The sequence below is a fragment of the Phytohabitans flavus genome (assembly GCF_011764545.1).
Lineage (GTDB): Bacteria > Actinomycetota > Actinomycetes > Mycobacteriales > Micromonosporaceae > Phytohabitans > Phytohabitans flavus.
On sequence record NZ_AP022870.1, the window covers coordinates 93,664 to 119,194 of the forward strand.

Below are 25,531 nucleotides of genomic sequence, written 5' to 3' on the forward strand. Positions count from 1 at the left end.
CGTCTCCATCACGAAACAGCCGTGCTGGCGCCGCGGTGCGCCTCGCGGTCGCCCGCGCGATGCCCCGTTGGGATCCTGTCCAACACCGAACCCATGGTTTCGATGCTGGCGGTCATGAGGGCAGCGTCGCGGGCCGCGACGGCCGTGGTCCATGCCGTAGCGAGCGCCGCATAGCCTCGTCCTCGCTCGGCCGAGTCTTTGACAGGGAACGCTCCACCTATGGTCGTAACGGCTCCGAAGGAGGTCCGGGTGGAACTTTCTGCATCGAACCGTAGAGGACGGAGGCCGCCGACGATCTCGTGACGTAGGGGCGGCTGATCAGCCGTGCACCTTGGTAGAGACGAGGCGGCCGTGGAGGTGGCTCGTCACCAACCGAACTGGGTAGATGCCATCCACTCGACGAGCAGTCCAGACGCCGCGCCGGCGAGCACCCCACCGATTCCAAATTTCCAAGCGGCGCTGTTGGCCCTCCTCTCAGCATCGGCAAGGCGGCTCTCGTAGCGCTGAGTCAGCTTCTTCATCTGAGCTTGCATACGCTCTTCTGTTTGTGACGCCATCAGGCGACCGATTTTCTCTGCGTCGGTCTGGCTGACCCTCAGAAATGCCTCAGTTGCATCCTTTTGCTTTAGCAACGCCTGGACGTTCGCCTCAAGAGCTTCGGTGTGCGCAAGAATGGTCCTCAGGCGCTCAACCGAGTGATGGATTGATCCGGATACGGCGGCCAGCTCAGTATCAAGCCGCACCGGTGTGGACTCGGCCGCGACCTCCTTCGCGACATCAACGGCAACCTGCTCTAACAGTGCCGCCACCGCCTCTTGGCCTTCGGCGCTGATGGAAGGTGGCGGACGCCTTCGCCTTGACCTGACCTGATCTACGACGCCACTTAGGAGCGTTCCGAAGCCAGTGGCCGCCACCGCAGCGACCAAAGGGATTAGCTCTTCCACTGACGTGTTCTAACATCGTGCCCGACGGGCTGCGGTCAACAAGGCGACAGTTGCCCCAAATCGATGACCTGAACGCACGATCTATCGCCAGTCGGCCCGCGCACGGCCGCCGGATCGCTTGATCATGTGCACGCTCATGCCGCGATCCGGGCGCCGGTCACGAGTAGGTTGTGCAGCCCGGTGGACGCTGAGTGGTTGCCAGGGATGACCCGCGGACCGAAAATGGCCGGTGTGCGCGGCATACCGGCCATTCATGATCTTGGGGTGGTGCGCCGGCGGACTGCTGTGACGGTCACGGATGGGCCCTGAACTGGGAAGACGTGGTTCTTATTCTGCCATGTATGGTCCACCATTATTTTACCAGCTCAGGGCCATACGGCAGGTGATGCCGGTGGCCTCTTTCTGTTCTCCCAGACCGTGTTGGGAGAACTCTGGGAGACGATCTTTAAGGCCGTCATGAGCCGCCCCTTGCAGCAGGCGGTCCAGCACGCCTACCGGTGACCCCGGGCCATCGCCCGCCGTTCCGCCGAGGCGGCCAGCCAAAGTTCGGCCAGGCGGCAGCACAGCGATCACCGCGACGCGACCGACCGCCGCCGCCCGGAACAACCACCACATCAGGGCCCTGAACCGGAAATACGCGGTTTAATCCGCCATGTATGGTCCCGGCGAAACGCGGGGCGGACGTGCTCCGAAACGCGGAGGCAGGCGCTGTCAGGGCACACCGTTCGCAAGGGCTGTGAGGGCCATGAGAACCCACTAGCCGGCCGGAGATGATGAGGCGCTAGTCCCCCAGGGCGGGCGATGGTTCAGGCGGGGCGGGCCGGCGATGGAAGTCGCCGGCCCGCCTCCACGGCTCAGCCGATGGTCAGGTCGAGCTGCTTGCGGCCGTTCGCGGGTACCCCCACCGGGTTGCCGTCGTACCGCCCGGTCGACTTGGTCACCGGGTCGGCCAGGTACCACTCGAGGTTGACCGGGCCGCCGCCGATCACCCGGAACTCGTAGGCGCCGCCCTGGGCGGGCACGTCACCGACGGCGAGTAGGTCGCCGCTGGTCACGCCGCGTGCCTTCAGCCGGCCGCCGCTCCAGGCGGTGTCGCCGGGTGTGATGGTGACCGTGCCGGTGACCTTGGCACCCGCCGACAGCGTGGTGTCGTAGGTGCTGGTCGCGCCGCTGGTGACTGGCACAGTCTCGGCCTGGAAGCGGTTGCCGGTCGCGCCGGACCACTGTCGCGGCAGATCGGCGATCGGTGTGAAGAGCAGCGGCCACGCGTACGGCCCGAGGTTCCTGATCGTGTACCTGCCCGCTTCGTCCGTGCCCTCGGGGAAGAGTTCCGACCGGGGATCTCGAAGGCCGTGACACCGACCTCTACGTGTTCCACCGGCTGGCCGTTCGCGTCGCGCACCACACCGGTGACGGACCCGGCCGGGTCCAACAGGATCGTGCCAAGCCGTGTGGTCTTGCCCGCCTTGATTTTGAACTTGGCGGCCTGTCTCTGGTCGCCGGTACCGCCCGCCGGGGTGAACCACTGCGCCCCGTACGCGCTGCCGTCTGGCGGCTTGACGAACAGTTGGTAGGTGCCCGGCGCCAAGGCGCCGCTGGTGCCCGTGCCCTGGTTGTTGGTGCAGGCGGATGCGCGCTCGCTGGTGCCACCCGTGCCCGGAATCACGGCGTAGAAGCACACGCTCCCACCCGCCGTCGTCCCTGTCGCGCGGTTGACCGCCCGCGCGTTGAACCGCCCGCCGATCTCGACCGGGATGGTCAGCGTGGCCTGCCCGCCGGCCGGGATAGTGACCGGCACGTCGTTCTTGCCGAGGTAGTCGCTGCCGCTCAGCATGTTGAGCGTGACCAAGGTCGGCCCCGCAGCGAGTCCCGCCACGGTCACTGTCGAGCCCTGCGTGCAGAAGCCGCCGAACTTTTCGACCACCGCGACGCAGTAGTTGCTGACCGGGGCGCCGGTGGTGGCGTCCACCGCGGTGACGGTGAGCGAGCCGCCGGTGTGCCACGTCGAGTCCACCGACGCCGAGCCGCCCGCTGCCACGGTCACCTCGCCGCCGTCCTGGGAGAGCTCACGGGACGAGTTGCTGAGCGTGATCCGGTACGACTCCGGGAACACGCCGGTCATCTGCCACTCGCCGTCGGTGCCTGTCTGGGCGGTGTGGCGCTGGTGCGCGCCGTCGGCGATCACGTCGGCCTGCACGTTGAGCCCGGGCGCCGGCTCGCCGGTGGGCAGCGTCACCCGGCCCGAGAGCGTGGACCGCGCGGGGTGCGTCACCTCCAGCGTCCTGGTCAGTCCGGGCCGCACCTTGACCGGTACGGCGTTCTCCATCCGGAGCGTGCCGGGGGCGAAGTACTCGTCGTAGCTGAACAGGTAGTCGCCCGGCAGGATGTTCTCGAAGGTGCGGGAGCCGACGTTCGTGCCGTTCACGAACGCGACCTTCGTGCCGCCGTGCCAGAGGGCGAACGAGTGCTGGCTGACCCCGCTGCTACCGGTCCGCAGCTCGACGCGGAGCGCGCCGGTTGGCCGCAGCGACTCGTTCACCTCGACGGACTGCCCGGCCGCGACCCGGAAGATCCTGCCCTCCGCCTCGTCGATCTTCCCTGGCACCCACTGGCGGACGTTGAGCTCGACCCGCCAGCGCCCGGCGGGCACGGTGAGCGAAAACCAGCCGTCCGCCCCGGTGTAGGTGTTGTAGGCGCCGTCGCCATCGACCTCGTGCGCCACGACGCTGGTCTGGGCCGGGTTGCCCTCCGCATCGGTGATCAGCCCGGTCAGGGTGCCGGTCGGCAACAGGCTCTCATCCACGGTCAGCGTCTGGTTCGGGCGCAGGGTGTACTTCTTGGCGGTGGCCTGGCCGTGTTCCTGGTGCGCCCACACGCGGAACGGGAACTTCACGAACTGAAGGGTGACTTCGCCAGCCGGTACACCCGTGAAGGAGTAGCGGCCGTCGGCGTCGGTCGTGGCGCCCGGCGCGCGGTAACGGTAGGGCTTGGCGTCGATGTAGACCGACGCCTGCGCGACCGGGTCGCCGGCCTGGTCGGTGAGGCGGCCCTGGACCGTGCCGGTCGGGACCTGGCGCTCGTCGACCACCGTGGCCAGACCCGGCACCACGGTGTAGCGCTGTGCCTCGTCCGCGTTCGGCTTGCCGGGGGCGTACTGCGAGATGGTGTCGTCCGAGAAGTAGACCGTGACCGGGCCGGCCGGCACGTCATGCATCTCGTAGCGCCCCTGCGCGTCGGTGTAGGCCGAACGCTGCCATTGGTTGTAGGTGAGGCTGCTGGTGGAGACCGACGCGTGGACGATCGGGTTGCCGGATCGGTCGGTGAAAACGCCCCGGACCGTGCCGGTCTGCGGCTCGAGCGGCCCGGAGATCTGGGCGGCCGACGCCGGCGTGACCGGGACGACGAGGATCAGACCGACGGCGAGGAGGCCGGCGGATAAGAGTCTTTTGAGCATGCCTGTGTCAAACCCCGCTAGGTCTGGGTCCACTGAGGACATGACCCTATGCGGAGATCGGGCCCGCCGGGAGGGCCTGTGGATGAACGGGAAAACGACTGCGGGTGGTGATCACGTAGGGCGACCTGGTCGTGATCGTCCAAACAAGCGCGGGGCGCACAAGGCTGACGGGCGGACCCGGCGGTATCGACGTATGCCCACCTCTTGACCTTGGCGATGTGATCGCTAACACTAGGCACACGCTGCAGCGGTGCCGTCACCCCGGGCAAGGTACTGCCTTGCCCGGGAGTGGTCCTGTCATCGTCTGCCACGCCGCCATCAGTGCACATCGGTGTTAACGCTCACACTCGTCTGGCGGTTGGGTGGTCGGTGTTTCCCGTCCCGGCCAGCAACCTGGTCACAGACCAGAGCAAGGAGAGTGACGTGAGCAAGCAGTTCTCGCGGCGGGACCTGCTGCGTATCGGTGCGTTGGCGGCCGCCGCCCCGGCCGCGATGACCCTCGCGCCAACCTCGCCCGCGTTGGCGTCCGGCGGCGCCCCGGGCGACCGAGGCGGCGCCGGAAGTAAGCACCCGCGGCCGGGCTGGGAGGCCCCGAACTGGCGGGTCAAGCCCTTCGCGTTGAATCAGGTCGCTCTGCGCGACGGCATCTTCCAGCAGAAGCGCGACCGGATGCTCAATTACGCCCGCAATTACCCTGGCACCGGCGGTGTTTTTGATGGGCCGGACCGCATGTTGCACCTGTTCCGGGTCAATGCTGGTCTGCCCGCTCCGGGGACCTGGCCCGGCGGTTGGGACACTCCGAACCATCTGCTACGGGGCCACTTCACCGGCCACTACATGACGATGCTCTCGCAGTGTTGGGCCGACACCGGTGAGGAGATCTTCCTCGACAAGCTCGACTACCTGGTCGAGGAGTTGGGCAAGTGTCAGCGGGCGCTGGACGCCCGGCCGGTGGGTCGGGTGCCGGGCCGATCGGGCATGGCGGTGCGGCTCAGCGACCCGCACCCCAACCAGTACGTCCTGCTCCCCGCCGGCATCCTGGCGGATGTCGAGGACGTCACGATCGCGGCTTGGGTGAACCTCGGGGCGGCGCAGAACAACGCCAAGATCTTCAGCTTTGGCACCGGCGCCAACGTCCACCTCTCGCTGACCGCGCGGGTGTCGGCGACCAACCCAGGCCCGCGTTTCGCCATCACCAACAGCGGCTCCGGCGGCGAGCAGCGAATCACCGGCGACAGCGTCCCGGTCCCGGTCGGGCAGTGGGCGCACGTCGCGGTCACCCTCTCCAGCGCCGACGGTACCGGCCGGCTCTACGTCAACGGGGTCGAGGCCGGCACGGCCGCGATCACGCTGACCCCGGCGGGCCTCGGTGCCACCGGCAACAACTGGATCGGGCGTGGACAGAGCAACAACGACCCGCTGCTGAACACGTCCGTTGACGACTTGCGGATCTACCGTCGGGCGCTGGACGGGACCGAGATGCAGGCGCTCGCGGCAGAGGAGCCGTCGGCCCCGGCCGCATCCCCCGCCGACCTGGTCGCCTGGTACCGCTTCGACACAGAGGGCGAGACGGCCCACGACCACTCGGGTAACCGCCGGGACGCGAGGATCATCGGCACCAGCTACCGAGGGTTCCTGGCGGCGTTTCCGGAGGGGCAGTTCAGCCGCCTTGAGCCACCGACGCTTCAGCCCAACAGCGGGCCGAACGCGGTCTGGGCGGTCTGGTACACCTGCCACAAAATAATGCGTGGGCTGCTCAACGCGTACCACCTGACCGGCAACGAGGAGGCCCTCGACATCGCATTCCGGATGGGCGATTGGGTGTACCAGCGGCTCAGCCGATACAGCCAGGACGAGCTGGACCGGATGTGGAACATCTACAGCGCCGGCGAGGCCGGGTCGATGAACGAGGTGATGGCGGAGCTTTCGGCGCTGGCCCACCCCGCGAAGAAGCGGACGCGGTATCTGGCGGCGGCGAAAATGTTCACCTTCACCACCCTCTTCGACGCCGCCATCGCCGAACGGGACGAGCTCAACGGGCGACACGCCAACCAGTACATGGCGCCGAACATCGGCTACCTGCGGATTTTCGAGCGGACCGGGGATCGGGACTTCCACACCGCGGCGAAGCACTTCTGGTCGATGGTGGTGCCGCACCGCACCTTCAGCAACGGCGGCGCCGGCCGAAGCGAACACTTCGGCCCCCGTGGCGTCATCACCAGCGGGTTCACCTCGGCGTCGGACCCGAGGCACGCCGAGACCTGCTGCGCGTACAACATGCTGCGGCTGACCCGGAATCTCTTCTTCCACGACCCGGACCCGGCGTACCTGGACTTCTATGAAAAGGCCCTGCACAACCAGATCCTCAGCTCGCGCCGCGACGTGGACAGCGTCACCAGCACCGAGGTGACGTACCACCAGAACATGTGGCCCGGCCGCTCCCGCCGGATCGGCAACACCATCGAATACAGCCGGTACGGCGGCAACGGCAGCTGCTGCAACGGCACCGGTCTGGAAAGCCATACCAAGTACCAGGAGACGATCTATTTCCACTCGGCCGACGAGTCGACGCTCTACGTCAACCTCTTCATCGCCTCGACCCTCACCTGGCGCGACCGCGGCTTCGTCATCACCCAGCAGACCCAGTATCCGACCGAGGGGGCGAGCCGGCTCCGCTTTGAGCAGGCCGGCGGGAGGTTGAAGGTCCGGCTGCGGGTGCCGTCGTGGGCGACGCAGGGTTACACGGTTCGGGTCAACGGGCACCGCCAGTTGATGGCGGCCAAGCCTGGCAGCTTCGTCACGGTCGACCGTCGTTGGAGCCGCGGCGACACGATCGACATCGACATGCCGATGAGCTTTCGGGTGGAGCAGGCCCTCGACAACAAGGCGATCCAGTCGATCATGTATGGCCCGACCCTGATGGTGGTACGCGACGCGACCCCGAGCTACCGCGACGTCAGCTTCTATCGCGACCTCAAGCTCGACGGCGATCTGGCCAGCTCGATAAAGCCGACCGAGGTGGCGATGCACTACACCACGCACGGCTACACGCTGGCGCCGTACTACATCGCCGATCCCGTGCCCGGCGAGTTCAACGCCTACCACCCATACGTCCGGCGGGTCGAGCCCGAGGTGGTCTTCGGCTCGTTCGGCTCCGGGGTGCCCAACGACGAGGTACGCGACGAGAACGGCGAGACCTTCCTCGACCGGGTCTGGGCGCAGGCACCGTTCGCCAGCCACTGGCAGTTCCTCCACCGGGTACAGCAGGTTTCGGCGCAGTGGGTCACCGCTGGCCGCCACACCGAGGAACAGCGGCAGGCGATCCTCGACGCCGCCGCCCAAGCGCGACGCGACCTGGAGGGCTGATCCGCGCGGGCCTCGGCGGGGTCGGTGACCCGCCGAGGCCCGCCCACCGCGCTTCACGCAGCCCTGGTGCCCGGTTCGGTTCAGCTGCGGACCAGGCCAAGGCCGCCGGCGTATGTGACACGTGTCGGCGAGGCGGGTGCGAGGTCGCAAATACATGCTGTGGGCTGGACACCGGCGTCAGGCACGAGTGCTGGACCGGGACGGCGAGAGCTGCGGGCCATCAATATCGACCTTCCTTGACGGCAACACGTCCGCCCGCGTAACCCCTCGAACTGCCTGGTAATACCACCTGTTACGCGTCTGGTCGCGGGTCACTCAGCCGGATAGGAGGGCTCGTAGGATGAGGCTTGCCTTCTCCAGCAACGTATAGGGTAGGCGGAGGTTGCCGATGGCGACGCCGGCCAGCAGCCACGGGAGCCGGCGGGGCAAGATGAACGTGACATCGATCTGGATGAGCTGGTCGCGCGGCTGGCCAGCCTTCGAGTCAGGGCTCATGCCCCTACCTCTTCGGGCAGGATCAAGCTTTGACGCGCGCCTTGGGATCACACGGTTCGACCGGTCCACGGGTTGCCCCTCACGTCCGGATGGCTTGCTGGGTGGCAAGCCTGCGTACCTGTGTCGGCGAGACGCCGAAGAGCTGTTTGAAGTCTCGGGCGAACTGGTCTGGGCGACGGTAGCCGTGCGCGGCAATGATGTCCTTGATGGGCGTCCTAGTCAGCGAGGGATCTCGCAGGCTGTGGAGGCATGCCTCTAGGCGTAGCCGTTTGAGCAGTTGCATCGGCGTGAGTTCGGTGTTCTGGAATAGCTTGTGCAGATAGCGCGGCGAGACGTTGGCGACTTCCGCGATCCGGTCCGGGTCGAGGGCTGGGTTGTCGAGGTGTCGGCGGATGATGGCGCGGATGGATGCCATGTGCAGTAGCCGCCGGGTGCTCGGGGTGATCCCATCCGGTTGGTCGAGTCGTTGGCGGATCAGCCCGACCGTGCATTCGCGCAGGGTGTCGTCGCTCACGGAATTCCCCGGGTCTGGGCTCACGTAATTCCCCAGGGTGTGGCCCTCGGTTGATGTTCTACTTGGTGCCGGTCGGTGTTGTCGAGCCGGCTCGGCCGGGTCGTTTGTTGGGGCGGTAGCTGGGTCCGTTCATGAAGACCTGGTGGCTGGTGTTGATGAGCCGGTCCAGCAGCGATTCGGCGACGACGGGGTTGGGGAACAGCGGATACCAGTCGGCCGGTGACCGGTTCGAGGTGGCGATCAAGGACCGGCCGGCCTGGGCGCGTTCGGAGATGAGTTCGTAGAGGTCGTCGGCCTGTTGGGCAGTCAGTTCGCGCATGGCGAAGTCGTCCAGGATCAGCAACGCGGGACGGGCGAGCTCGGCGAGGCGGCGGGGCCAGGTGCGGTCGGCGTGGCCGCCGGCGAGGTCGGCTAGGGCGCGGCTGGTTTTGGTGAAGCGGACGTCGGCGCCGCGGCGGATGGCGAGGTGCCCGAGGGCTTGCGCTATATGGGTTTTGCCGACGCCGACCGGGCCGTGCAGGATGACCGACTCGCCGGCCTGCAGCCAGCGCAGCGCGGCCAGGTCGCGGATCTGCGCGGCGGGCAGTTTCGGGCTGGTGTGAAAGTCGAACTCCTCCAGGGTGGTGGTCTGGTCGAAGCGGGCGCGGCGCAGCCGGCGTTGCATGCCCATGGTTTCCCGGCGGGTGATCTCGTCGTGGCAGAGCACCTGCAGGAACTCCAGGTGGCCGAGCTCGCCGGCTTGGGCTTGGGCCAGGCGGGCGTTGAGGGTGTGCAGCATGCCGGAGAGCTTCAACGCGCGCAGGCTGTCGTGCAGCGCGGTGTCGACGATGGTCACGAGGTCTCCTTGGGCTGGTAGAGGAAGTGGTGCAGGGCGGCCATCAGGTCGGCCCAGTCGGTGCCGGCCGGGCGGGGAAAACCGTTGCGCTGCAACACTTCGGCGACGTCGTGCAGCAGGCCGTAGGTGAACCGGGGATCTGCTCCGCCGGGCTGGGGCAGCGGGTAGGCCGGCTGCGGCGCCGTCGCCGTGGTGGTCTGGTCGGTCATGCCAGCACTCCCGCTGCGGCGCTGGGCTGCTCGTCGTCACCAGCGTCGCCGCGGTCGTCGTCCGCGATGACCGTGTCCATGTCGAGCGTGACGTTCGGGGTGGGCAGGGGGATGACGTTCGCGAACAGCTGCGAAGGGCCGTGCAGGTGCGCTGCGGCGCCGCCGTCACCAGCGGACGGTGGTGGCGGGTCGGTCTCGGCGCCGGCGACCAGGATGCCTTTGACCGTGCGGTAGGACGGGTCGCCAGCCGCGATCGCCTTGGTGCAGGCGGCCTCGAGACGGGCGGTGCCGTGCTTGTCGGCCAGTCCGAGCACGCCCTGCGCGGCGCGGAGCCGGAACAGAGCGTTGACCTCCAGAAGCCCGGCGATGACCTGAGCGCAGGCGGGGCCGATCTCGGCGGAGCGGGTGCGGCACCAGGTCGGCGTCCGCATCCGGAACGCGATCTTCTCGGGCGGATAGTGCCCGAAGTCGGTCTGCTTGCCTTGTGGCTTGCGGCCGTGCGTGGCGATCAGTTGTCCCTTGTGGAAGATCTGGACCACCAGCGGTGTCTCGCGGGCGTCGACACGCTGGCCGATGAACCGCCACGGCACCGAGTAGATCGTCTTACCGACCTTGGCGTGGATGTCCGGTCCCACCACCGCCGTCGACCACGTCGCCAACGCGAACGCCTTGCCAGGCAACGGTTGCAGCACTTCTGCTTCGACAGCCGCGAACACGGACGCCGGCGCCGCACCGCCCAGCGGCCGGCAGGACCTGCGGCCGGCGACCTCGGCGCACCACTGGGTCGCAGCGGCCTGCATCGCCTCCAGCGACGCGAACTGGCGACCGCGCCAGAAACTGTCCCGGATATACGGCATCGGCCGCTCGATGCGGGCCTTGTCCCGCGGCTTGCCGCGTCGGGCCGGGTCGACTAGCACCCCGTAGTGGGCGGCCAGTTCAGCATAGGAGCGGTTGATCTTCGGGTCGTAGAGGTCAGGCTTGTCCACCCCGGTGCGCAGGTTGTCCGGCACCAGCCGCCGCGGCGTGCCACCGAAGAACGCGAACGCCTCGATGTGTGCCTCGGTCCAGGCCCGCTGATCCATGGTCAGGACCGGCCGCACGAACATGTGCCGCGAACACGCAAGGACCATGGCGAACGCCCACACTCGACGCCGCTTGCCGGTCGCCGAATCTACCCAATGGCCCAGATGCCCGTAGTCGATCTGGGCCTCCTCACCCGGCGGGAAGTCCGTCTCATCGCGCAGCACCACGACCCGGTCCCGGCGCACCTGTTCCGGCAGGTTCGCCGCCACATACCGCTTCAACGACGCCACCGACGCGGTCAGGCCGTGCTCGTCCCGCAGCCGCTGGTGGATCGTCGCCTGCGTCACCCCCAACTTCAGCTGGGCAGTGATGTACTCGTGATGCTTAGCGATCTGCGGCCAGGTCACCTGCCGCAACCGGGTATCGGCCAACTGAGGGAACCACCGCGTCACCAGCGCCGCCCAGTCCTGCTGACTCATCGCCGGCCCACCCGGCACGAACCCAGCCGCGACCGCCGGGGCCAGGTACTTGCGGATCGTCTTACGATCCACACCCAGCGACGTGCCCACCTCGCTGATCGACCGGCCCGCGTACCAGTGGATGAAGATCTCGGTCACATCGACCACGTCGAACGTTCTCCTCGCCATCAGCTCCCTCACCCGTCACCCGGACAAGGGAGAACTCTTCAAGATCGCGAGGACCACCCCACTGGGAGCCCTAGGCGCCCAGGCGCCTCACCTGGGGAATTAGGTGAGCGAGCGGGTGGGGAATTACGTGAGCGTCAGACCGCTACAGGTGGGGAATTACGTGAGCGCCGACACGCAGGGCGACCGCGAGATCTGGGTCGCCCTCATGTTCGGCGGCGCCGGCGGTGTCGGTCAGCTCGATGAGAAAGTTCGCGATCAGGCCACGTCCGGGCAGCCTCCTAGGTATGACGGTACCGAGAAGCGGCGCAGCCGTGGCGCGGGTGATCGGCACCAACGCGCGTGGGAACGTCAGCATGACGATCCGCATCGACGCTGGTCCCGTCGCGTGCGTGGCCTGCCAGGGGCGGGACAGGTCGTACAGCGCGATGTCCCTGGGGCGAAAGGTCACCTGATTGCCTGCCTGCTCCATCCGTGCTCCGCCGTTGATGCTCAGAAATACCCGGTAGCATTCAGGATCACAGGCCCTGATCAGGCGTTCGGTTCGGTGTGCCAGGATTTCGGAGTCTGCGGCCCAGGTCACGGCCTCGATTGTGAAATCACCGATCTGGGCGACCGACATCACGGCGAGCAGGTCGCGTGGTGCACGCCCGCGGATCGCCACCGGGGCCAGTTCGGCGGCGGCACCCGCGCGGGCGTACTCGTACCGGTCGAGCGGGTGAACCGGTCTGGTGTCGTACAGCACGTACATGGCCGTTCCCTACTACTCCAAAAGTCATTGCGTCTGTCAATTGTCAGATGAAGAGACCAGCCCAGCGTTGACTGTGGGCGCACAACCGGTCATGCAACGGCGCTCGGTTAAGATCAAGGCGTCTTCGAAGCAGTTGGTCGCGCAGGGTCGTCGCTAGGCGTCTGGACGTACCGGTGATCGGGTGTGCAAATGTCGGACCCGCACGTGGTTCTGCTGGTCGGCGTCGTCGTCGCGTACGAGTACATCCCCAGACACATTGGGACTGGGCTGCTGTGGGGATGGGCAGGTGGCTGGGGTCTGGTCATCGCCGCTATCGCTGCCCTGATAGTCGTGTAGTGGTGGCGGGGCCGTAGGCCGTCAAACCCAGCGACCGAACCGGGCTCATGTCCTGGCCGGGCTCTCGCAGATCACCCGGTTTCGGACGGAGGCGACCTCGATGCCCGATGCGGTGGCGGCCGGATTCGCCTGCAAGATGTCTGCATGAACGCCAACGTGTGGCTCAGCCCGCTTGTGGCTTTGATCGGCGTGATGCTGGGCGGCGTTCTGTCGTCCAGAGTGCAGGCCCGAGCCTGGAAACAGGAGGAGATGCGTCGCTGGCGCGAGTCGCGGATGGCGACATACGGCGACTTCGTAACAGCGGTCCGCAGCTTCCGAACCTACGTTCTGCGGCCTGACAGCTTGATCGAAGTGATAGCCCTGAATGACGGCGTGCGAATGACACCCGGATTCGAAGGCGAGGGAACGTTCCAGTACCAGGCCGTCGAAGCGACGCTGGCACGGATCAAGATGGTCGCCCAGGATCAAGCGACCGTAGACACGGCCGTTCGGCATCTGCGAATAGCTCGCCGGTTCGCCGTCGCTCGTGCGGTCTATGGACTTGACCAGATTCCAAGGGACCTCAACGACCTCCTGTTTAGGACCGAGCTCGGCTTCGTGAATGCCGCCCGGACGGAGCTGGGTCTCCCCGACGTCGCCAGTCTGACGTATCCGGACGAGGTCGCAACTACGACCCGGGGTGAGGAGCTGCGCACGCTCGACCGCATGCTGTGGGAAGCGCACCACAACGGGATCCCACCTGCTAACGAGGGACGTAACAAGACGCGCGCTGGATCCAAGACCGTCGTCGTGGATGCTCCCAAGGAAGGACGAACGACGAAGTAGCCCCCTGAACGGATCTCAGCAAGGGGGCCGGGCGGTTTCAGCGGCAGCAGCCGTTCGCCGTCGTCGCCGGTTGGATTCGGTGGGTCTTGACGATCGTCAGGCAGTCGGCGGCGGTGCCGCCTTGTTTGGCAGCTCCGCCTCGCGAGCTATGCCGGTCTGGGCCTTGCCCCTGCTCAACCGGCGTTCGCGTCGGCCGTCGGTGCAGCATTGCCTGCGGCAGTCATAGCGCTCCGCCCGCTCGATCAAGTCGAGGAGATCGGGTCGGCCGTGGTTAGGGTAGGGGCCATCTTCACGGTAGTTGACCAGTTCGTAGCCCGCCCGCAGTGCCTGAAGCCGCGGATGCCAGTAATCCAGCACCCACTCTCGCCGCACAATTCCCTTTCGGGCGTAGGCACCCAATAGATCGAATACGGAAAGTGCCCGTACGATCCGAAAGTAATCAGCCGTGCCGAGTGGCGGAATCCTGCCTGATATCCCGGATTGATAGATCAACAGGCGTCCACGCTGCACCTCGTCGCTCAACATGAGTTCCTGGATGGCGAGGTAGCTACTCGCCTGCTCCCGGCGTCGACTGATCAACACGGTGACAAGCGAAACAATGACCGCCAGCAACGCAAGGCTGATGCCAACCAGATCCTTGACGCTATCAAACCAAGCCACGCCGAGCCTCTCACGTCCCACGGAACGAAGTCGGCGCTTCAGCGTAGGAGGCCACCGCAACAGTCCACTTCAGAATGAAGCCGTGCGGGGGTGGGGCAAGACTGGCTGCGGCGGTCTATCTCAGTGGCACCGGGTCCAGGGCTGGGTGGGTCTCAGGTCAGCGGCGCGTACCACTGGGCGCCGGTGACGCGGATGCGCTTGGACTGCTCGCGGTTCCAGTCGACCCGCATGCCGTGCTCGCGGAGTACCGGAAAGGCGGTCTCGTCCAGAAACCGCTCCAGATCGGCCTGGTAGCGGGCCTGCTTTTCGGCCTCCGGCAGGGCGGCGTAGGCGGCCTCGTCGAAGTCCGCTGGCGGGTAGACGCCGTAGCCGAGGTAGACCTCGCCGTCCTCGCTCCCGACCAGCGACTCCGTGTCCTGCTGGTGGTACCAGAGGTATCCGTGCCAGTGGCGGGAGTCGTCCCGCTCGTCGTGGATCTCGGCGGCCGCGCAGGTGCCACAGCAGGCGAAGTTTGCCCTGGCCACCACGCCGAGGTCGTTGAGGTCGGCGAAGGCGCGGGAGAGGTTGCTGTGCACCTCACCCCACTCACGCTGCTGCTCCCGCCGAGCGGCCAACGCCTTTACGTACGCCGCCCGCAGCTCTTCGTCGGTGGCCCCGTGGCGCTGCTCGTCCACGTCGAAGAAATCCACGAACTCGTCGGCGGCGTCCTCGCCGCGCACGACCCAGCTCCAGATCTCGTCCTCGATCTCCCCACGACCCGGCTCCGCGATCCGCTCGGCCAGGAACCTGACGCCCGCAGGGCGGTCGTTGTAGATCCATCCAGTCACGGCGACGATCCTTGCACGAACCTGTGACAACCTGAGCCGGGCCACGGCCCGGCGCGCGGCAAGCACCAACAGCCGCGCGTCGGCCTCCCTCTGGCAGGAAAAGATCAGGCGTGCCGGGCGGGGTTTGGGTAGCGTTGCCGGGCGTGATCGAGCTTGTCGAGCGGCGTAGCGTCCTGGCCGTTGTGGTCGGGTCGCGGGCGTATGGGCTGCACGGTCCGGGCTCCGATTACGACCGGCGTGGTGTGTATGTGGCGCCGACGCGTGCGTTCTGGCGCCTGGACAAGCCGCCTACCCATTTCGAGGGGCCGGCGGCGGAGCAGTTCTCCTGGGAGTTCGAACGGTTCTGCGTGCTTGCCTTGCAGGGCAACCCGACGGTTTTGGAGGTGCTCTGGTCCCCGCTGGTCGAAATGACCACTGTGGACGGGGAGCGGTTGCTGGCGTCGCGGCGGGCGTTTCTGTCCAGGCGGGTGGCCGAGACGTACGGCAACTACGCCCGGGATCAGCTCGGCCGGGTCGCGGCCCGCCGTGCGCGTACCGGCGAGACGAACTACAAGCAGGCCATGCACATGATCCGCCTGCTGGTCGCAGGGGCGCATGTGCTGCGTACCGGGGAGATCCTGGTCGACGTGCGGCACCTGCGCGACAAGCTGCTCGCGGTGCGACACGGTGAGCTCGCCTGGGATGTTGTCGCTGCCTGGGCGGCGGACCTGCTCGCCGATCTCGCCGACGCGGCCGCCGCCACCGCACTGCCGGAGCATCCTGACCGGGATGCCGTGGATCGGCTGCTCACCGCCGTACGCGAGAGGAACCTGCAGTGACCATCGAGGTGCCGCGGTGGGCCGCCGAGGCCGCCCACACCCTGCCCCGTCCACTGCTGTTCGCCACGGTCAGCGGTGCACATCTGTACGGGTTCGCGTCGCTCGACTCCGACCTGGATCTGCGCGCCGTGCACCTGTTGCCGCCGGCGGAGGTGGTCGGGTTGCGTACCGGGCCGCAGACGTTGCAGCACACCGGGGTGCGTGACGGTGTCGAACTGGACGTGGTCAGCCACGATCTGCTGAAGTTTGCGAAGCTGCTGAACAGTCGCAACGGGTACGCCTTGGAGCAACTGCTGTCGCCGCTGGTGGTCGTGACCACGGCGGTGCACGCCGAGCTGACGTCTCTGGCCCCGCGACTGGTCACCCGTCACCACGCGCACCACTACCTCGGATTCGCGGGCACCCAGGAGAGGTTGTACGCCAAGACCGGGCAGCTCAAGCCCGCGCTGTACACGCTGCGGGTGCTGCTCACGGGGATCCACCTGATGCGGACCGGCCGCCTGGAGACGGATCTCGGCGTGCTCGGGACGGAGTTGGCGTATGTGCCGGACCTCATCGCCGCCAAGCGGGAGGCCGAGCATGGCCCACTGCCTGCGGGCGCCGCGGAGCGGCTCGCCACCGACGTGCCGCGGCTGCGCGCCGAGTTGGAGGCGGTCCGGGGCACTTCGGCCCTGCCCGATCACGCAGACCCGGCAGCCGTGGACGCCCTGCACGACCTGGTGGTGCGGACCCGCCTCGGCTGAGCCACGTGGTCGGTTTGATGATGTAGCCGCCGGAACCGGCCTTCCAATAGAGTGTCGCCGTGTCGATCTTCACACGCGTGTTTGGTGGCGGCCGGCGGCCGGCAGCGACCCTGCCCTACGCCTCAGATTCGCCAGAAGGACTCGCTGCCCGGTGGGTGCGCTGGGTTGCCGGGGTGGGCCCGCTGCACAATCCAGTCGGCGACACCACCGGAGCCGACGCGGGTGTCAATCAGCCGGATGACGTTTGGTTTCTCGCTGGTACCTTCGGCGGCGACGTCGAACGACGGTGCGCCGTTCCCGCCGGAACCCCGCTGTTCTTTCCCGCGTTCAACATGTGGCATCGCAACGCGGAGGGTCCACCGCCTCACCTGCACCGCGCCGTCGGCGACTTGGTAGTGGACGGATCGCCCATCGAGCTGGAAACAATCGCCACGCCGGTACCCTTCGAGGTCGTCGGCGCTCGGCTCAACCCCGTGACGCGCACGCGTAAGCCCGTGCCTATGACCGTCTGGGGCCTGTGGAAGCGCCTGGACTCGCTCCCCTCGGGGCAGCATGTGCTGAGGTTCGCCGGTGGGGACGGGTATGGCTTCACGGTGCGCGCCACCTACCACCTCAGTGTCACGCCTGGCCCGGCGCGCGACGACTCAGGTGTGTCTTAACCGACAAGGCCGTGTTCGTAGGCGAACACGACGATCTGCACCCGGTCGCGCAGCGCGAGTTTGCGCAAGATCGCCCCGATGTGTGTCTTCACTGTGGACTCGCTGGCGAACACCTTGGCGGCTATCTCCGCGTTGGACAGCCCGCGTGCGGCCGCGGTGAACACGTCGCGTTCCTTGTCGGTCAGGGCGAGGTACGCCTCGGGTACCGGGACGGGTGCCCGGAAATGGTGGTCCATCAGCGTCGTCAGGTCGGGCGGTGCGAGGACGGCGTTTCCACTGTGGACGGTGCGGATCGCGTCGCGCAGCATCACCGGGGTGGTGTCCTTGAGCAGGAAGCCGCTCGCCCCGTACCGGATGGCCGTGGCCGCCCGGTCGTCCAGGTTGAAGGTGGTCAGCACCAGCACACGCACCGGCTTGGGGCGCCGGTTGACCCGCTCGGGCAAGAAGATCTGCCGGGTCGCCTCGACGCCGTCCATGCCGGGCATGCGGATGTCCATCAGCACGACGTCGGGCGCGAGCTCATCGACGAGGCGGACCGCTTCGCTTCCGTCGGCGGCGGCGCCCACCACGGACATGCCGACTTGGGCGTCCACGATGACCGCCACCCCCGAGCGGAAGAGCTCCTGGTCATCCGCGAGCAGCACGCTGATCGAGCCGGTCATGGCAGTGGCCGCCACACGGGGATCCACGCGGTCGCGGTAAACCTCGGCTCGCCGGCCACCTCGTGTCGATCCACGTCGAGCCGGCCGCCGGCCGACTCCACCCGTTGCCGCATGCCGGTCAGTCCCTGGCCGGCGGTCCAGTCCGCAGCCTTGGCGGCCGCCGCGGCGTTGCTCACCGAGATCCGTAGGGTCGCTTCCCAGTCTCCGTCCGGCCAGCGGCGTTCCACGGTGATGGGGCGATCCCGCCTGCCGTGTTTCATCGCGTTTGTCACCATTTCCTGAAGCGTCCGGAATGCGATCAGGTCGAGCTCCGGCGGCAACGGCTGGGGCGCGCCGGTCTGTGTCGAGACCACTTCGTGGCCGCTGGTGCGCAGGCCTTCGACCAGGCTGTCCAGGTCCGGCGTCGAGGCCGCGAGGCCCTCCTGCGTGGCTGACAGCACCTGCCGGACGCTTTGCAGCGAGGTACGGGCCGAGGTGGCGATGTTCGCCAGGGTCGTCTTGAGCGCTGCCGGGTCGCCGTCCGGTAGGTACTGGCCCGACTCGGCCTGGGCGAGGATCACCGCGAGGGAGTGGCCGACGACGTCGTGCACGTCGCGCGCGAGCTGGGCCTGGTCCTCGCGCAGCCGGGCGATCTGCCGGGCCTGCGCCCGGTCGGCCTCGGCCCGGGCGATGTCGGCCGAGGCCAGATCGACCGTCGTCCGGGCGCGTGCGGCCACGCGCAGCACCATGCCGGCCATCCAGGGCACACCCAGCAGCGCCGCGCCGATGACAGCGGCGAACGGCTGCCACGTGTCCCCAAGACCATCCAGCGCGCTCAGGCGGAGGAACCTGGACAGGATCCGCCGTATGTCTGGCGCGAGGAAAAGGACGGCGACGGTCGCGCCGGACGGGATGGACAGCGCGCTGAGCCAGACGACGGCCGTGCTGCCCCAGCGCGCCGTCCCGAACGCCACGGCCGCGATGGCCAGCTCGGTGACGAGGATCGGGACGCCGACCACGACGTGAATCCCGGCCAGCATCCACACCAGCGCGAGCGCGGGGCCCGGGGCGGGGCGGCTGGCGGCGACCGCCGCGCCGGTGACGACCGCCACCACAACGAGCAGCGCCACCTCCCGATCAGGGCTCAGCCCGCCGAGCGGTATCGGGGCGTAGTCGTTGAACCCACCGTAGTTCAAGATCGCGATGATCAACCCGAGGGTCGCGACGATCAGCCCGGCCACGGCGTCCGGCAGCCACTCCTGCCACGCGGGTCGGGGCACGTTCACTCAGCGACCTTACGACGCGCCGGCCAGGGCATCCTCGATGAGGATGTCGAGCAGTTCGGGGTACGGGATGCCCGCGGCGTCGAACATCCGTGGTACCTGCGACCGTCCGGTGAAGCCGGGCGTGGTGTTCACCTCGTTGAGGACCGGACCGTCCGCGGTGACGAAGAAGTCCACCCGGGCGACGCCGCGGCACCCCAATGCGTCGTACGTCGCGAGCGCGGCGTGTTCGAGCGCCTTGCGGTCCGCTTCGGCCAGCGGAGCCGGCACCCGGAAGACAGCCGATCCGTCGTACTTGGTGTCGTAGTCGAAGAGGCCGCCGGCGACCACGATCTCCAGCGCCGGAGCGACGATCCGGGTACCGTCCGCGCGGGCCAGCACGGCGAGGTCCACCTCCCGGCCCTCGATCACGTCCTCGACCAGCACCCGCCGGTCCAGCGCCAGCGCGGCGTCCAGCGCATCCGCCAGCTCTCCGGGCCGGTCCACCCGCCGTACGCCCCGGCTCGAACCGGCCGCGACGGGCTTGACGACGACCGGGTGGGTCCAGGTGTACGTGGCCGCGGTCGCGCCGGTGAGCAGGACACCCGGCGCTGTCGCGATGCCGATCGCCTGCGCCACAAGCTTGGTCACCCACTTGTCCATCGCGACCGCGCCGGCGGTCAGCCCGGAGCCGGCGTACGGCAGGCCGGCGAGGTCGAGCAGGGCGGCCAGCGTGCCGTCCTCGCCGCGCGGCCCGTGCACCAGCGGTAGGGCCACGTCGCAGTCGTGGAGCAATTCGACCGCGGCGGCCAGCCCGATCGGCCGGTCGCGCTCGTCCCGCCAGTCACCCTCGACGCCGATGGTCAGAGCCATCACGTGGTACCGGGCTGGGTCGAGCGCCGCGGCGGCCGCAGCCGCGGAGGCGAGGGAGACCTCGTGTTCACAGTTCTGGCCACCGCCGATGACGGCGACCCGGGTACGGCGTCTCATGTCAGGCTCCCCTTCGCCACAGCGAGAACTTCGCGGCGCAGCCGGGGACCGAGGCCGGTCACCAGCTCGTGTGCGATCGTGTCCGCCCAGCCGGCCCAGTCCGAGAGCGTCGGCTCGCCGGCGTCACCCGGGCCGAACACCGTGACCGTCTCGCCGGGCCGCACCGGATCGTCGCCGAGGTCGACGACGAATTGGTCCATGGAGATGCGGCCGGCGAGGCGGCGCCGCCGGCCGCGAACCTGTACCTCCGCCCGGTCCCAGGCGTTGCGGGGCAGGCCGTCGCCGTACCCGATCGGCACCAGGCCGAGCGTGCTCGTCGACGCCGCCCGCCAGGCGTGTCCGTAGCCGACCGGAGTCCCGGCCGGGACGCGGCGTACGGCGACGATGGGAGCGGCGAGCCTCAGCGCGGTACGCAGGGCGGTGGTACCGGTCGGGTCGATGCCGACCAGCGCCGCACCGACCCGTACCAGATCGAAATGGGAGCGCGGCTCGGTGAGCGTCGCCGCCGAGGCGGCCAGGTGGCGCACGGCCGGCCGCAGGCCCGCGCCGCGGGCCGTGGCCACGCCCCACTCGAACAGCCGCCGGCCCGCCGCGTTGGCCGGATGCCCTGGCATCTCCGCGCACGCGAGGTGTCCCATCACCCCGACCACCCGGATCCGCCCGTCGCGCTCGGCGGCATACGCCTGCCGGCACAGGTCGACCCATGCCCCTGGTTCCGTGCCGTCGCGGGCCATGCCGGTGTCCAGGTGCAGGTGCACGCGTGCGAGGCCGTCCGCGCGGGTGATCGCGTCGAGGTGGTCGCGGCTGGGTACCGCCAGGTCGACGCTTCGGCGCACGGCCGTGTCGAAGTCGGCGTCAACGGGGTTGAGCCAGCTCAGCACAGGTACCCGGAGCCCGGCATCGCGCAGGGCGACGGCTTCGTGGACGCTCGTCACGCCCAACCAGCCCGCGCCGGCGGCGGTGGCCGTGCGGGCGACGTCGACGGCGCCGTGGCCGAACCCGTCGGCCTTGACCACGGCCATCAGCCCCGCCTCGGTACGCCGCCTGAGCAGTCGGACGTTGTGCGCGACCGCGGTCAGGTCGACGGTCAGCCGCGCGCCCTCGCCAAGCGCCTCGGGACGAGCGGGCGCGAGCGCGGTCGCGGGGTGCTTCACGCGCCCGGCTCCGCCAGGACCGGGCCGTACAGCGCGGCGGGTGCGCCCGTCATCAAGGCCCAGTACCGGTCGCCGTAGCTCCAGTGCCACCACTCCGTCGGGTAGTTCACCAGGCCGGCGCCGCCCAGCACCTTTCCCAGCAGCTCCCGGCGCGCACGGGCGTCCGCGTCGATCCCCTCCGCGGCGTAGTAGCAGGCGCCGCCGGACTGCTCCGGCGTCGCGTCGATCGGCGTACCCATGTCGAGCTCCGCGCCGTCCGGGTCGACCAGCGTGAGGTCCACCGCCGCGGCCGCGACATGCGGAGCCACGTCGACCGGTGACACGAACCTGCTCGTCAGGCGGTGCAGCTCGGCGTCGGGCAGCCCCGGGTACAGGCGGCGAAGCTCCGTCGAATAGGTGGCGATGATGGACCGCTGCTGCCCAACCGGACGGTGACCCTCCACCACCCGCAGCCCGAGGCCGGCCGGCAAGGCGTCCCGAGCGGCGGCAAGCCGCTCACCCAAGCCCCGGCGGACCCACGCCCGTGCCGGCCCGAAGTCCGCGTCGAGGCGTACCAACGCCTCGCCGGCGTCGCGCACCGGCACCGCCGCCACCCGAGAATCGGAAAGCAAGATTGTCATGGTCCGAAGGTGGCGGCGCGAGGAGCGGTGCGCCTCAGTCTCAGGTGCCGATGGCCGGTCCTCGGGTACGAAGGACCGGCACCTAAAGCGAGAACGGGGTGTAACTTGCGAACCGACGAAATGAGGAGGGGGCCGGTGACCACTGGTGGCTTCTCGCCGAAGCGGCTGACTCGGCTGCGCGGGCTGCTCGAGCGTCATGTCGAGTCCGGCTTCGTCCCGGGGGCGGTGGCCGTCCTGGCCCGACACGGCGAGGTACGCATCGAGGCAACGGGCAATCTCGCGTTCGAGGGCGCGGGGTCGCGGACGCCGATGGCGGGCGACACGATCTGTCGCATGGGCTCGATGAGCAAGCCGATCGTGGCCGCGTGTGCGATGACGCTCGTCGAGGACTGCACGCTGCGCCTGGATGATCCGGTCGACGACCTGCTACCGGAGTTGGCGGACATGACCGTGCTCGCCGATCCCGGCGGGCCGCTGGAAGACACCGTTGCGGCGAAATGCGCGATAACGGTGCGGGATCTGCTGACCTACACCGTGGGTACCGGCGTGGTCCCCGCCGAGCCGGGAACGGTCCCGATCTCCGACGCGCTGAGCGCACTCGGTAGGCCGTCGCCAGACGAGTGGATGCGCCGGCTGGGCGCGCTTCCGCTGGTGCACCAGCCGGGTGAGCGGTGGATGTACGACACCGCCGCCGACGTGACGGGCGTGCTCATCGCCCGGGCCACTGGCATGTCTTTCGGGGATGCGTTGCGCGAGCGGATCTGCGATCCGCTCGGGATGAAGGACACCGCCTTCATCGTGGGCGGCGAGAGCGTCAGCCGGCTGGCGACGGCGTACGAGCGCGACAATGCCGCCACCGGTGAGCCGGTCGTCGAAGACGGCCCCGACGGGCGGTGGAGCCGGCCGCCGACGTTCGAATCAGGTGGCGGCGGGCTCGTCTCGACCGCCGACGACTACCTGACCTTCGCCTCGGCGCTGCTCGCCGGCGGTACGCACCGCGGCCAGCGGGTGCTCTCGCGGCCGTCGGTGACGCTGATGACCAGCGACCAGCTCACCCCGGCGCAGAAGGCGGTCTCCGGGTTCTGGCCGGGGTACTTCGACGCCATGGGCTGGGGTTTCGGGATGTCGATCCGCACCCGCCGTACGCACCTCGGGCCCTCGGTCGGTAGCTACGGGTGGCCCGGCTTCTACGGCACCGCCTGGTACAACGACCCGGCCGAGGACATGACGGCAATCCTCGTCATCCAGCGGGCACACGCCGGCGACCAGAGACTGCCGAGGTCGCACGACTTCTGGACCGCCGTCTACCAAGCAATCGACGACTGACCGGCGCAGTGCCCAGGTTCAGAAGGTCACGCGAGGCGGGGAGGAAACCCGCCGGTCGCGACAGGACCCCATCGCCTGGGTGTGATGCGCATTAGGGATTTGCCCTGGTCGAGCATGGCCTGGCGGTATTCGTTCCAGTCGGGGTGCTCACCGGCGATGTTGCGGTAGTACTCCACGAACTCGTCGAGTCCTTCGGCGGCGTCGAGTACCTCACAGTCTCCGTCGACCTGCGTCCACGGGCCGCTCCACTCGTCGGAGAGCACGATGACGCTCACCCCCGGACGTGAGCGTGCGTTGCGCGCTTTGGCGCGCTCTGGATACGTGGACACGACAATCCGGCCGGAATCATCCACGCCGCCGGTCACTGGTGACGCCTGCGGCGAGCCGTCCGCCCGCTGGGTGATCAGGATCATTCGGTGCCTGGGCCGGACGAACTCGAGGAGTCCGTCGAGGTCGACGGCTGTGTTCGTGGCGATGGTGCGCGCCATGCTTGTTCTCCTTGCTGTCTGACCGCCGCGTCAATGCGGAGGATAGGCGACAGCGACGCGCACCCCCAGAGAAGGGCAACCGCATGGAAGAGGACGGGCGGCGACCTCATGCCTCGCCGTTCGGCGCGGTGGCGGCCGAGTACGCCGAGCACCGCCCGGACTACGCGCCGGCCGCGGTGCGTTGGGCGCTGGAGCCCGCGTCCGGCCCGCGAGTGCTCGACCTCGGCGCCGGAACCGGAAAGCTAACCGGCACGCTTGTCGCGCTCGGTTTCGACGTCATCGCGGTCGAGCCCGACCCGGCGATGCTGACCGAGCTGCACCGCGCGTTGCCGGCTGTCCGTGCCCTGCCGGGCAGTGCCGAGGCGATACCGCTGCCGGACGCGTCGGTAGATGCCGTGCTGGCCGGAAATGCCCTGCACTGGTTTGACATGGCCGTCGCGGGGCCCGAGATGGCCAGAGTCCTCGCGCCCGGCGGCATCCTGGCTGGCCTGTGGAATGTCGTCGACAACCGGGTCGACTGGATTGCCGGACTCGAGCGGGTCAGCGGAAGCGCGGTCATTGGCCCGCGTGACACGTTCAGCAGTTGGCGCGCCGCGACGGCAGGCTCGCACCTTCCCGAGATTGGCCTGGTCGCCCAGTTCGGCTCGCCGGAGCAGGCCGAGTTTCCGCACGGGCAGCGTCGCACCGCCGACTCTCTCGTCGCGACACTCGTGACGCGCGCGGGGGTGCTGGTCATGCCAGAGCGGGAACGAGAGGTCACGCTCGGCCGGATCCGCGCTTTCCTCGCGAGCAGACCGGAGACGACCAGCGGCGAGTTCATCCTCCCGATGCTGACCGGCGTACTGCGCGTCCGGCAGCTGTGACCGTGAAGGACAAATGACGCAGCCGGATGATATGACCAACGGTATGGGCAAAGTGATCTGCGACATCACGATCTCGATCGACGGGTACTCGGCAGGGCTCGACCAGACCGAGGAACGCCCGTTCGGCGACGACGGCGGTGACGGCTCGGGCGGCATGCTGCACGCCTGGATGTTCGACACCCCCGAGGAAAACCGGGCCGAGGCCGACCAGTTCGCCGCTGCCAAAGCATTCATCATGGGCGCAACATGTTCGGCCCAGTGCGTGGCGAGTGGGATCGGCCGTGGAACGGCTGGTGGGGCGAGGATCCGCCGTTCCACGCCCCGGTCTTCGTGCTCACCCACCACGCGCGCGACCCGCAGCAGATGGACGGTGGCACCACCTTCTACTTCGTCACAGACGGCATCGCGTCGGCACTGTCACAGGCGCGCGAGGCAGCCGGCGACGGCGATGTCGTGATCGCCGGCGGTGCGACCGCCATCAACCAGTACCTCGCCGCCGGCCTGATCGACGAGCTGCAGCTGCACATTGTGCCGCTCACGCTCGGCGCCGGCACCCGGCTGTTCGAGGGGGTCCCGCAGCTGAAACTCGAGCAGGTGAGGTCGCGGGCAGCGAGCCTGGTCACGCACGTGACCTACCGCGTGCTTTCCTGAGCTGGCGAGCAGAAGCCTTGGCGGCGCCGGCCGCCGGCAAACCAGGTTTGCCGGCGACCGGCTGTACAGCCGGGTCCGGCCGAGAGCGGCACAGCGCAAAAGCTGTACCCACCCTCGAACTCGGCCCAAGCCATGAGCGGAAATGGGCTCACTTGATGCCCTTGGCCTCCCGCTTGGCCATCATCGGCTCGGCACCCTTGCCGACCTTCTGCAGCGCCTGCTTCAACTCTTTATCGTTCATCCTGGAACTACCCGGGATACCCGCTTCATGGGCGCGCTGACGCATTTCGTGAAGCTCTTCGCGACCAGCCATCTCGAAATCCTCCGTCCTCACTGCCAGGTGTGCGGCAGGGTTGTCCCTGCGTTATGGCTGGCTTACCCGCGACCACTTGGCGGAAACACGCATGGTTTTCCGCGCAGGAGGAAAGCGCGT

The 25,531-nt window shown here is 68.4% G+C and carries 26 protein-coding genes and 1 pseudogene; 9 read left to right on the plus strand and 18 right to left on the minus strand.

Annotated elements, in window-relative coordinates; translation table 11 throughout:
• Window positions 1-365 precede the first annotated feature (365 nt).
• The 3 genes from Pflav_RS00415 to Pflav_RS00425 all read right to left on the minus strand — a co-directional run bounded on the left by Pflav_RS00415 (window position 366) and on the right by Pflav_RS00425 (window position 4,398).
• Entirely contained in the window at window positions 366-944 is a 579-nt protein-coding gene (locus Pflav_RS00415) for a hypothetical protein (RefSeq protein ID WP_173032790.1), read from the minus strand.
• 854 nt (window positions 945-1,798) lie between these two features.
• Window positions 1,799-1,999: a hypothetical protein gene (locus Pflav_RS00420; protein WP_173032792.1), complete on the minus strand. Its 201-nt coding sequence runs from the start codon at window positions 1,997-1,999 to the stop codon at window positions 1,799-1,801.
• 11 nt (window positions 2,000-2,010) lie between these two features.
• On the minus strand, window positions 2,011-4,398 hold the full coding sequence (locus Pflav_RS00425; RefSeq protein WP_173032794.1) for a carboxypeptidase-like regulatory domain-containing protein: 2,388 nt from the start codon (window positions 4,396-4,398) through the stop codon (window positions 2,011-2,013).
• Between the two features lie 423 nt (window positions 4,399-4,821).
• Here Pflav_RS00425 and Pflav_RS00430 point away from each other — a divergent pair, with 423 nt between their 5' ends.
• Window positions 4,822-7,764 (plus strand): beta-L-arabinofuranosidase domain-containing protein, encoded by a 2,943-nt coding sequence (locus Pflav_RS00430; RefSeq protein ID WP_173032796.1) that lies wholly within the window; start codon window positions 4,822-4,824, stop codon window positions 7,762-7,764.
• A 315-nt stretch (window positions 7,765-8,079) separates the two neighbouring features.
• Here Pflav_RS00430 and Pflav_RS00435 read toward each other — a convergent pair whose 3' ends face one another.
• From Pflav_RS00435 to Pflav_RS00460, 6 genes and pseudogenes are all read right to left on the minus strand, one after another.
• Window positions 8,080-8,259: a hypothetical protein gene (locus tag Pflav_RS00435; RefSeq protein ID WP_173032798.1), complete on the minus strand. Its 180-nt coding sequence runs from the start codon at window positions 8,257-8,259 to the stop codon at window positions 8,080-8,082.
• Window positions 8,260-8,338: 79 nt separating this feature from the next.
• Window positions 8,339-8,773 (minus strand): helix-turn-helix transcriptional regulator, encoded by a 435-nt coding sequence (locus Pflav_RS00440; RefSeq protein ID WP_173032801.1) that lies wholly within the window; start codon window positions 8,771-8,773, stop codon window positions 8,339-8,341.
• A 58-nt stretch (window positions 8,774-8,831) separates the two neighbouring features.
• Window positions 8,832-9,608, minus strand: a complete 777-nt coding sequence (gene istB, locus Pflav_RS00445) for an IS21-like element helper ATPase IstB (protein WP_173032803.1) — start codon at window positions 9,606-9,608, stop codon at window positions 8,832-8,834.
• Window positions 9,605-9,817, minus strand: a complete 213-nt coding sequence (locus Pflav_RS00450) for a hypothetical protein (protein ID WP_173032598.1) — start codon at window positions 9,815-9,817, stop codon at window positions 9,605-9,607. The genes istB and Pflav_RS00450 overlap by 4 nt, the downstream gene beginning before the upstream one ends.
• A gap of 128 nt (window positions 9,818-9,945) precedes the next feature.
• Window positions 9,946-11,466, minus strand: a pseudogene (gene istA / locus Pflav_RS00455) (IS21 family transposase); the annotation flags it as partial.
• A 163-nt stretch (window positions 11,467-11,629) separates the two neighbouring features.
• Window positions 11,630-12,235 (minus strand): AraC-like ligand-binding domain-containing protein, encoded by a 606-nt coding sequence (locus tag Pflav_RS00460; RefSeq protein ID WP_173032805.1) that lies wholly within the window; start codon window positions 12,233-12,235, stop codon window positions 11,630-11,632.
• A gap of 189 nt (window positions 12,236-12,424) precedes the next feature.
• On the opposite strand from Pflav_RS00460, the gene Pflav_RS00465 reads away from it, so the two are divergent.
• Both Pflav_RS00465 and Pflav_RS00470 read left to right on the plus strand, forming a co-directional pair.
• On the plus strand, window positions 12,425-12,571 hold the full coding sequence (locus Pflav_RS00465) for a hypothetical protein (protein ID WP_173032807.1): 147 nt from the start codon (window positions 12,425-12,427) through the stop codon (window positions 12,569-12,571).
• A gap of 144 nt (window positions 12,572-12,715) precedes the next feature.
• Window positions 12,716-13,396, plus strand: a complete 681-nt coding sequence (locus Pflav_RS00470; RefSeq protein ID WP_173032809.1) for a hypothetical protein — start codon at window positions 12,716-12,718, stop codon at window positions 13,394-13,396.
• 96 nt (window positions 13,397-13,492) lie between these two features.
• Here the strand turns inward: Pflav_RS00470 and Pflav_RS00475 are convergent, their stop codons facing one another.
• Window positions 13,493-14,077: a hypothetical protein gene (locus Pflav_RS00475; RefSeq protein WP_173032811.1), complete on the minus strand. Its 585-nt coding sequence runs from the start codon at window positions 14,075-14,077 to the stop codon at window positions 13,493-13,495.
• Between the two features lie 131 nt (window positions 14,078-14,208).
• Complete coding sequence (locus tag Pflav_RS00480) at window positions 14,209-14,883, minus strand: DUF6891 domain-containing protein (protein WP_173032812.1); 675 nt, start codon at window positions 14,881-14,883, stop codon at window positions 14,209-14,211.
• Window positions 14,884-15,026: 143 nt separating this feature from the next.
• Between Pflav_RS00480 and Pflav_RS00485 the strand changes: the two genes are divergently transcribed.
• The 3 genes from Pflav_RS00485 to Pflav_RS00495 are packed head-to-tail and all read left to right on the plus strand — an operon-like array spanning window position 15,027 to window position 17,103.
• A complete protein-coding gene (locus Pflav_RS00485; protein WP_173032814.1) occupies window positions 15,027-15,701 on the plus strand; it encodes a nucleotidyltransferase domain-containing protein in 675 nt (224 codons plus the stop codon).
• Window positions 15,698-16,444 (plus strand): nucleotidyltransferase domain-containing protein, encoded by a 747-nt coding sequence (locus tag Pflav_RS00490; protein WP_173032816.1) that lies wholly within the window; start codon window positions 15,698-15,700, stop codon window positions 16,442-16,444. The genes Pflav_RS00485 and Pflav_RS00490 overlap by 4 nt, the downstream gene beginning before the upstream one ends.
• 59 nt (window positions 16,445-16,503) lie before the next feature.
• Window positions 16,504-17,103, plus strand: a complete 600-nt coding sequence (locus Pflav_RS00495; RefSeq protein ID WP_173032600.1) for a hypothetical protein — start codon at window positions 16,504-16,506, stop codon at window positions 17,101-17,103.
• Here Pflav_RS00495 and Pflav_RS00500 read toward each other — a convergent pair.
• From Pflav_RS00500 to Pflav_RS00520, 5 genes are read right to left on the minus strand one after another with little or no spacing between them, the layout of a single operon-like run.
• A complete protein-coding gene (locus Pflav_RS00500) occupies window positions 17,100-17,780 on the minus strand; it encodes a response regulator transcription factor (RefSeq protein WP_332107719.1) in 681 nt (226 codons plus the stop codon). The genes Pflav_RS00495 and Pflav_RS00500 overlap by 4 nt on opposite strands.
• The gene (locus Pflav_RS00505) at window positions 17,762-19,030 is read right to left on the minus strand and encodes a sensor histidine kinase (protein WP_173032818.1); all 1,269 of its coding nucleotides are present in this window, start codon (window positions 19,028-19,030) and stop codon (window positions 17,762-17,764) included. The genes Pflav_RS00500 and Pflav_RS00505 overlap by 19 nt, the downstream gene beginning before the upstream one ends.
• A gap of 9 nt (window positions 19,031-19,039) precedes the next feature.
• Window positions 19,040-19,996, minus strand: a complete 957-nt coding sequence (locus tag Pflav_RS00510) for a D-alanine--D-alanine ligase family protein (protein ID WP_173032820.1) — start codon at window positions 19,994-19,996, stop codon at window positions 19,040-19,042.
• A complete protein-coding gene (gene alr, locus Pflav_RS00515) occupies window positions 19,993-21,150 on the minus strand; it encodes an alanine racemase (RefSeq protein ID WP_173032822.1) in 1,158 nt (385 codons plus the stop codon). The genes Pflav_RS00510 and alr overlap by 4 nt, the downstream gene beginning before the upstream one ends.
• Window positions 21,147-21,770 carry a M15 family metallopeptidase gene (locus tag Pflav_RS00520; RefSeq protein WP_173032824.1) on the minus strand — a complete coding sequence of 208 codons (624 nt, stop codon included), beginning with the start codon at window positions 21,768-21,770 and terminating at the stop codon, window positions 21,147-21,149. The genes alr and Pflav_RS00520 overlap by 4 nt, the downstream gene beginning before the upstream one ends.
• 135 nt (window positions 21,771-21,905) lie before the next feature.
• Here Pflav_RS00520 and Pflav_RS00525 point away from each other — a divergent pair, with 135 nt between their 5' ends.
• The gene (locus Pflav_RS00525) at window positions 21,906-23,096 is read left to right on the plus strand and encodes a serine hydrolase domain-containing protein (RefSeq protein ID WP_197937780.1); all 1,191 of its coding nucleotides are present in this window, start codon (window positions 21,906-21,908) and stop codon (window positions 23,094-23,096) included.
• 26 nt (window positions 23,097-23,122) lie between these two features.
• Here Pflav_RS00525 and Pflav_RS00530 read toward each other — a convergent pair whose 3' ends face one another.
• Window positions 23,123-23,584 (minus strand): PPOX class F420-dependent oxidoreductase, encoded by a 462-nt coding sequence (locus Pflav_RS00530; protein WP_173032826.1) that lies wholly within the window; start codon window positions 23,582-23,584, stop codon window positions 23,123-23,125.
• Window positions 23,585-23,667: 83 nt separating this feature from the next.
• Between Pflav_RS00530 and Pflav_RS00535 the strand changes: the two genes are divergently transcribed.
• Together Pflav_RS00535 and Pflav_RS00540 are read left to right on the plus strand one after the other, a co-directional pair.
• Window positions 23,668-24,447, plus strand: coding sequence for a class I SAM-dependent methyltransferase (locus Pflav_RS00535; protein ID WP_173032828.1), 780 nt, complete (start codon window positions 23,668-23,670; stop codon window positions 24,445-24,447).
• Window positions 24,448-24,693: 246 nt separating this feature from the next.
• Entirely contained in the window at window positions 24,694-25,098 is a 405-nt protein-coding gene (locus tag Pflav_RS00540) for a dihydrofolate reductase family protein (protein ID WP_232070880.1), read from the plus strand.
• Window positions 25,099-25,246: 148 nt separating this feature from the next.
• On the opposite strand, the gene Pflav_RS00545 is transcribed toward Pflav_RS00540, so the two are convergent.
• A complete protein-coding gene (locus Pflav_RS00545) occupies window positions 25,247-25,411 on the minus strand; it encodes a hypothetical protein (RefSeq protein WP_173032830.1) in 165 nt (54 codons plus the stop codon).
• Window positions 25,412-25,531: the final 120 nt, after the last annotated feature.